This window comes from Nocardia sp. NPDC058497 (assembly GCF_042720195.1).
Taxonomy (GTDB): Bacteria; Actinomycetota; Actinomycetes; order Mycobacteriales; family Mycobacteriaceae; genus Nocardia.
Map to the genome: position 1 here is coordinate 2,462 of NZ_JBHXMY010000253.1, position 5,763 is coordinate 8,224.

Consider the following 5,763-nt stretch of genomic DNA (forward strand, 5'->3'; position numbering starts at 1 on the left):
GGTGTTGTGTATAAGAGACAGTTCGAACACTGACTGGGTGCGGGGCGGCGGTTGCCGTCGGTCTCGCGATCGCCGCGCCCGCCGCCAACGCCGACGAGGACCCGACCACGGTGCCGCCGCGGACCGCCATCTCGCTGCGCACACCAGGCGGATTCGGTTGGGGCACACCCAATGAGCACGAATCGCGCTCGGCGCTGTCGATGTCCAAGCTCTACATCGTCGACTACGCGCTGCGCCACGGTGACGGCTCACCGGAGGACCGCGCGCTGTCGGAACGGATGATCCGCGACTCCGACGACGGCGCCGCCACCCAGCTGGCCGCCAAGTATCCGCAGGCCATCGAAGCGACCGCGAGCGAATACGGACTGCGCCAGACCCACGGCACCGCCGACTGGGGCCGGTCGAGCACCAGCACCGCCGATATCACCGACTTCCTGGTCGCCAAGCAGCGCACCGACTCCGGCTCGCCGATCTTCGAGTGGATGGCGGGCGCGAGCAATACCGCCGCCGACGGCACACCCCAGAACTGGGGCACCGCCCAGCTGCCCGGCGTGCAGGGCAGCAAGTGGGGCTGGTCGGATGTGGGCGCGCCCGAGGTCGCCTCCGCGTCCTTCGGACCCGGCTTCTCGGTGGCCGCGCACACCTACGGCAGCCCGGCCGACCAGTCCGCGGATGTGCTCGACGCACTGCCCGCGCTGATCGTGCGCCTGGTGGTCGGCCCGCACTAGCCCATGTGCGGGTAGCGGTGGCCGGTCGGCGGGACGAAGGTTTCCTTGATCACGCGTGGGGCGACCCAGCGCAGCAGGTTCAGCGGGGATCCCGCCTTGTCGTCGGTGCCGGAGGACCTGGCGCCGCCGAAGGGCTGCTGACCGACCACCGCGCCCGTGGGCTTGTCGTTGATGTAGAAGTTGCCCGCCGCGAAACGCAGTGCGGCGCTGGCCTTCTCGATCACCGCACGGTCCTGGGCGAAGACGGCGCCGGTGAGCGCGTACGGTGACGTCGAATCCACCTCGGCGAGAAGGACATCGAAGGCGTCGGGCGCGTCGTCGTCGTAGACGTACACCGGCAGGACGGGCGCGAAGTACTCGGTGCTGAAGGACTCGTCGCGCGGGTCGTCGGCGATCAGGACCGTCGGGCGGACGAACCAGCCGACGCTGTCGTCGTAGGTGCCACCCGCGGCGATGGTGATGCCCGCGTCCCTGGCCCGCTCGATGGCGGTGACCCCCTTGTCGTAGGCGCGCTGATCGATCACCGCCCCACCGAAATTCGCGAGATCGGCGACATCGCCGTAGCTGATCTCCTCGACCGTGGCCAGGAACTGCTCGCCCATCTTCCGCCACAGCGACCGCGGCACATAGGCGCGGGAGGCGGCCGAGCACTTCTGGCCCTGATACTCGAAGGCGCCGCGAATCATGGCGGTGGACAAGGCATCCGGGTCCGCCGAGGGATGGGCGAGGATGAAATCCTTACCGCCGGTCTCGCCGACCAGCCGCGGATAGGCGTTGTAGCCACCGATATTCGCGCCGACCTGGTGCCACAGGTGCTGGAAGGTCTTGGTCGACCCGGTGAAGTGGATACCGGCCAGGCGTGAATCGGCCAGCGCGACCTCCGAGAGATTCCGGCCGTGTCCGGTGACCAGGTTGATCACGCCGGGCGGCAGTCCCGCGGCCAGCAGGATCCGCATGGTGACCCACGCCGCGAGTGTCTGCGCGGACGACGGTTTCCAGATCACCGTATTGCCCATCAGCGCGGGCGCGGTGGGCAGATTGCCCGCGATGGCGCTGAAGTTGAACGGGGTGATCGCGTAGACGAACCCCTCCAGCGGCCGGTGGTCCATCCGGTTCCAGACACCGGGACTCGACTGCGGCTGCCACTCGAGCAGCTGCCGGCCGTAGGCGACATTGAACCGCCAGAAATCGACCAGCTCGCACGGCGCGTCGATCTCGGCCTGCACCGCCGACTTCGACTGCCCGAGCATGGTCGCCGCGGCGACGGTCTCCCGCCACGGCCCCGCCATCAGATCAGCGGCCCGCAGGAAAACCGCGGCCCGCGCGTCGAACGACATCTCCCGCCACTGCGGCCCCGCGGCAATGGCCGCCTCGATCGCGTCACTGGCCTCCTCATGCGTGGCATCGGTATAGCTGCCCAGCACCAGCGCCCGCCGATGCGGCGCCACAATCCCGTGCCGCTCCCCCTCCCCGCTGCGCTGCACCCCGCCGATCACCATCGGCACATCCACACACTCCCCCGCGAGCTCCCCCAACCGCGCCCGCAGCCGCTCCCGCCCCGCCGTCCCCGGCGCATACGACTGCGCGGGCTCGTTCGCGGGCACCGGAACCACCGTGACAGCGTCCATACCCCGAGGCTATCGCCGTTACGCCATGATCGCCCGGATCAAACTGTTGCTTGGCGCGTGGACCGTCAGAAGGGCGCCTGCTGCCACCAGTCGTCGCGGGTCTCCTCGAAGGTGTGGCCGGGCCAGGAGACCTCGACCACCGAGTTGGCACTGAACACATTGCCGCGTTCCCTCGCGGCCAGGGTGAACGGCGCGGCGGGGTCGCGCGGGCGGTAGGCCGCCAGGCTGGTGTGATGCAGCTGGCGGATGATGTCCTCGGTGGTGTGGCGGGCGAGGTAGGCCTCGGCGTCGGCGGCGGTCGGGTACTCGGTGTACCAGGCCAGCACGCCGTTGGCGTCGGTGCAGGTGATCTGGCGCAGCGGTGCCGGGTCGCCGGGCAGGACCACCAGTGAAGGCGTCGCCGAACAGGTCGCGTCGCGCCAGCCGCGGCCGTTGGGGCGCATCGCGATCAGGTCGGTGAAGCCCGACGCGACCGACTCGTGCGCACCCCAGGTCGGGGCGGGTGGCACGCGGGTGGGCCGCACGAACTTCCAGTAGATCGCTCCGACACCGACGATGCCGACGCCGGCGACCATGGCGAGTACGAGCAGGGTCACCGCGAGTGCTCGCCATCGCGACGACACGGCCTTGCGCGGCGGAGGGGTCGCGGCCCGATGCGGGCTCACCGAGCTGCCGGCGGGACCGCCCCAGCCGGGTCCGCCGGCGATCGGCAGTTTCGGTGCCGAATTCGGGGGCGCGACAAGCGTTGCCATCGTCGGCCTCGAATCCGACTGTGCCACTGGCCACTGCGGCACAGATCCGTGCGGCGCGTGTGCATGCGGTGCCTGTGCCTGCGGCACCGATGCATTCGACGCCTGCGCGTTCGGCCGCGATGCGTTAGGCACCTGCGCGTTCACTCCCGGCCCGTTCACTCCCTGCGCGTTCGGTCCTTGCGCGTTCGGTCCCTGCGCACCCGGTGCCGATCGGTCCGGCGTCTGTGCGTCCGGTGCGGGTGTATGCGGCGCCTGCGCATTCAGTACGGCGTGCAGCGCGGGTTGATGCGCGGCAGACCCCACCGCACCGATGGCCGCCTCGGCGAACTCCGCACAGCTGTCGAATCTATCGGCCGGATCTTTCGCCAAGGCGCGGGCGATCACCGCGTCGATGCCCGCAGGCAGGGCGGGAACTGTCGCGGATGCGCGCGGCACCGGCTTGCTCAGGTGGGCAGCGACAACGGCGCCGGGATTGTCCGCGGGGAACGGGCTTTCACCTGTGAGCAGGGTGAACAGGGTGCAGCCGAGGGAGTACTGGTCGGAGCGGTGGTCGACCGGGGCGCCGGAGAGTTGTTCCGGGGAGGCGTAGGCGAGGGTAGCGAGGAAGGCGCCGGTGCGGGTCAGCTGGCGGGCGTCGCCGCGGAGGCGGGCGATGCCGAAGTCGGTGAGCAGGACGCGGTCGCCGCTGCGGGCGCGGGCCAGCAAGATGTTGGCGGGCTTCACATCTCGGTGCAGGACGCCGCGCTCGTGGGCGTAGTCGAGTGCTTCGGCGGTCTGGGCGACGATGTCGACCGCGCGGGCGGGATCCAGTGGCGTGCCGCGGAACACCGACGCGTCGGTGCCGTCGACGTACTGCATGGAGATCCACATCAGCCCGTCCTCGACGCCGCGATCGAGGACCGACACGATGCCGGGATGGTCGAGATGCGCCGACACATCGGCCTCACGTTCGAACCGCCCGCGCACCTCCGGGTCCGAATACAGTTCGCGATTCAGCAGTTTCAGCGCCACCTGCCGCGGCAGCCGTGGATGCGCCGCCAGATAGACGGTGCCCATCCCACCCCGGCCAAGCAGCCGTTCGATCCGATACCCGGCGAACACCGTGCCCGCGCCGAATTCCACCCCGTGCATCCGTGACGAGCCTTCCGATCTCAACCGCTCCGACTGCCGGACCATAGCCGATCCGGCAGCCGGAACGCGAGATCAGCCCAGATCGTCGGCGATGATGCGTTCGATATTGCGTTCGGCCAGCGCGGTGATGGTGACGAACGGGTTCACGCTGGTGTTGCCGGGGATCAGCGCGCCGTCGATGACGTAGAGACCCTGGTAGCCGTGCAGGCGACCGTAGTTGTCGGTGGCCTCGTTGAGCACGCAGCCGCCGAGCGGATGGTAGGTGAAGTCGTCACCCCAGGTCTTGGTGACGCCGAACAGATCGGTCCGGTAGATCGTGCCTTCCTTCTTGTTGATCTTGTCGAAGATCCGCTTGGCCGCATCGATCGAGGACTGGGCCCAGGCGGTCTGCCAGTTCAGATCGACCTTTCCGGTGCCGGAGTTGAAGGTGAACTTCCCCCGGTTCGGGTTCTTCGTGATGGCCAGGTACAGGCTCACGTAGGTCTCGATGCCGGAGGGGAACGGCGCGACCTCGGCGAACGCCGGACCGCCCGCGTCGGCCCAGTTGTCGATGCCGAGGCACGGCATGGCCGACTGCAACTCGCCGGTGGCGTCCCACATGTGGTTGGCGCGACCGACCATGACATTGCCGTTGTTGCCCCAATTCTGGCCGACCGCGTCGGACAGATTGCGCAGCTGGCCTTTGGCTTTCATGGCGACGAGCAGCTTGCTGGTGCCGACGCTGCCCGCGGCGAAGAAGACCCTGTCCGCGACAACCTTCTTGGTGGCGGTGGTGCGGCCCTGTGTGTCGATCTGGGCCATCTCCACCTCGTAGCCGCTCCCGCTGGGCGTGACCGAAGTGACCATGTGCTGGGCCGCGATCGTCACCTTCCCGGTGCCGGTGGCCGCCGCCAGGTAGGTCTTGTCCAGCGAGCGCTTGCCCGCGTTGTTGCCGTAGATCACCTCGCCGGCCAGCGCGGACCGGCGCACCGTGTTCGCCTGCTCCTTCTTCATGTACTCGAAGTCGTAGACATTGGGCACGAAAGTCCAGCCGAAACCGGATCTTTCGGCATGCTTGCGACCCACCCGGGCGAACTGGTAGCACTCCGCCGACTCGAACCAGTTCTGGTCGATGTTGTTGACACCGAGCGCGCTGTTGGCCCTCGGGTAGTAGGTGGCATACATCTCCTCGGCGTTGACCGAGGGCAGGATCGCCGCGAAGTTCTCCCGCTTCGGGGTGACCGCCATACCGCCGTTGACCAGCGAACCGCCGCCGACGCCGCGTCCCTGGTAGACCCGGATGCCACCGAAGCCCTCGGAGTCGAGGACCCCGGTGTACCGGTCGATGTCCTTGTTGTAGGAACCGCCCATGAAGTAGCCGATCGGCTGATCGGTGGTCTCACGCAGCCAGTAGGACCGGCCGTCGGGTTTCAGGACCGGACAGAAGATGTCGCCGTCGGGCCCCGGCGTCGTCCAGGACATGCCCATCTCGGCGACCAGGACGTCGATGCCCGCCTGTGCCAGGCGCAGCGCGGAGACCGAGCC

Annotated in this window: 4 protein-coding genes; 1 reads left to right on the forward strand and 3 read right to left on the reverse strand. The window is 68.7% G+C overall.

The features are described 5' to 3' along the window. The first annotated feature begins 110 nt into the window (after positions 1-110). Positions 111-728, forward strand: coding sequence for a hypothetical protein (locus ACFWPJ_RS18010; RefSeq protein ID WP_378852699.1), 618 nt, complete (start codon positions 111-113; stop codon positions 726-728). Here the strand turns inward: ACFWPJ_RS18010 and pruA are convergent. The 3 genes from pruA to ACFWPJ_RS18025 form a co-directional block, all read right to left on the reverse strand. Next, positions 725-2,356 (reverse strand): L-glutamate gamma-semialdehyde dehydrogenase, encoded by a 1,632-nt coding sequence (pruA, locus tag ACFWPJ_RS18015; RefSeq protein ID WP_378852701.1) that lies wholly within the window; start codon positions 2,354-2,356, stop codon positions 725-727. The genes ACFWPJ_RS18010 and pruA overlap by 4 nt on opposite strands. Before the next feature lie 65 nt (positions 2,357-2,421). Next, positions 2,422-4,239 carry a protein kinase gene (locus ACFWPJ_RS18020; RefSeq protein WP_378852704.1) on the reverse strand — a complete coding sequence of 606 codons (1,818 nt, stop codon included), beginning with the start codon at positions 4,237-4,239 and terminating at the stop codon, positions 2,422-2,424. A gap of 72 nt (positions 4,240-4,311) precedes the next feature. Next, the coding region (locus tag ACFWPJ_RS18025; RefSeq protein WP_378852706.1) for a GMC oxidoreductase at positions 4,312-5,763 on the reverse strand (1,452 nt) is incomplete at its 5' end.

Bases quoted from the DNA above. Each gene is read 5' to 3' on its own strand.
- pruA (WP_378852701.1), bottom strand. From the start codon at position 2,356: ATGGACGCTGTCACGGTGGTTCCGGTGCCCGCGAACGAGCCCGCGCAG.
- ACFWPJ_RS18020 (WP_378852704.1), bottom strand. From the start codon at position 4,239: ATGCACGGGGTGGAATTCGGCGCGGGCACGGTGTTCGCCGGGTATCGG.